At 71.1% G+C, this 1081-nt stretch carries 1 protein-coding gene; it reads left to right on the top strand.

Annotation, left to right across the window (positions count from 1 at the left end):
• Nucleotides 1-1079: sodium:solute symporter family transporter (locus BZL64_RS33105; RefSeq protein WP_086772801.1), on the top strand; the 1079-nt coding region annotated here is incomplete at its 5' end.
• Nucleotides 1080-1081: the final 2 nt, after the last annotated feature.

Raw genomic sequence — 1081 nt, 5'->3', positions numbered from 1 at the left:
CCATCGGCGGCATGAAGGGCACCGCCCTCATCCAGATCCTCAAGATCGTGATGCTGCTGGGCTCCGGCACCGTGATCGCCCTCCTCGTCCTGCACCGCTTCGACTGGAGCCCCGGCGCCCTCTTCGACGCGGCGGCCAAGGGCAGCGGGGTCGGCGACGCCTTCCTCCACTCCGGGCTCGAGTTCTCCCACAGCGCCCACCCCGGCCTCGACATGATCAGCACCCAGCTGGCGGTGGTCCTCGGCGGCGCCTGTCTGCCCCACATCACCATGCGCATGTACACCGCCTCCAACGCCCGCGAGGTACGCCGCTCGATGTCCTGGGCGGTGTCGGGCGTGGCCCTGTTCGTGCTGATCATCACGGTCGTCGCGTTCGGCGCCACGGCCCTCATCGGCCGCGCGGTGATCGCCGGCGTCGACCCGCAGGGCAACACCGCCTATCTGCTGGGCGCGCGTGCCGCGTTCGGCCAGGACGTGTCGATGGCCGAGACACTGCTGTTCACGACCGTGACGACGTCGATCTTCCTCACCGTCCTGGCCTCGGTCGCCGGCATGATCCTCGCCTGCGCCAACTCCCTGGCCCACGACGTGTTCGCCCTCCGCACGCGCGACATGACCCCACGCCGCGAAATGCTGATCGCCCGGCTGTCCGCCCTCGCCGTCGGCCTCCCGACCATCCTGCTGGCCGCGCAGGTGCAGCACCGCAGCCTCCAGCCCCTGGTCACGCTCACCTTCTGCATCGGCGCCTCGGCCCTGGCCCCCGCCCTCGTGTACAGCCTCTTCTGGCGCCGCTACACCCGGACCGGCCTGCTGTGCACCCTCATCGGCGGCACCCTGTCCGTCCTGGTGCTGATACCGGGCACCAACCTGGTCTCCGGCTCGCCCGTGGCCGCCTTCCCCGACGCCGACTTCAACTGGTTCCCGTACACCACGACCGCCGTGGTCACGGTGCCCCTCGGCTTCGCCCTCGGCTGGCTCGGCACCCTCGCCTCGGGCCGCCGCAAGGCGGAGGAGCAACGGCACCAGTACGAGGCCGTCGAGGGCTGGATCCTGGCGGGGGCGGTGCGCAGGGGCGACTGACC

The sequence above is a fragment of the Streptomyces bobili genome (genome assembly GCF_002154575.1).
GTDB classification, from domain to species: Bacteria; Actinomycetota; Actinomycetes; order Streptomycetales; family Streptomycetaceae; genus Streptomyces; species Streptomyces bobili.
This window is presented reverse-complemented; position numbering and strand designations above follow the sequence as displayed.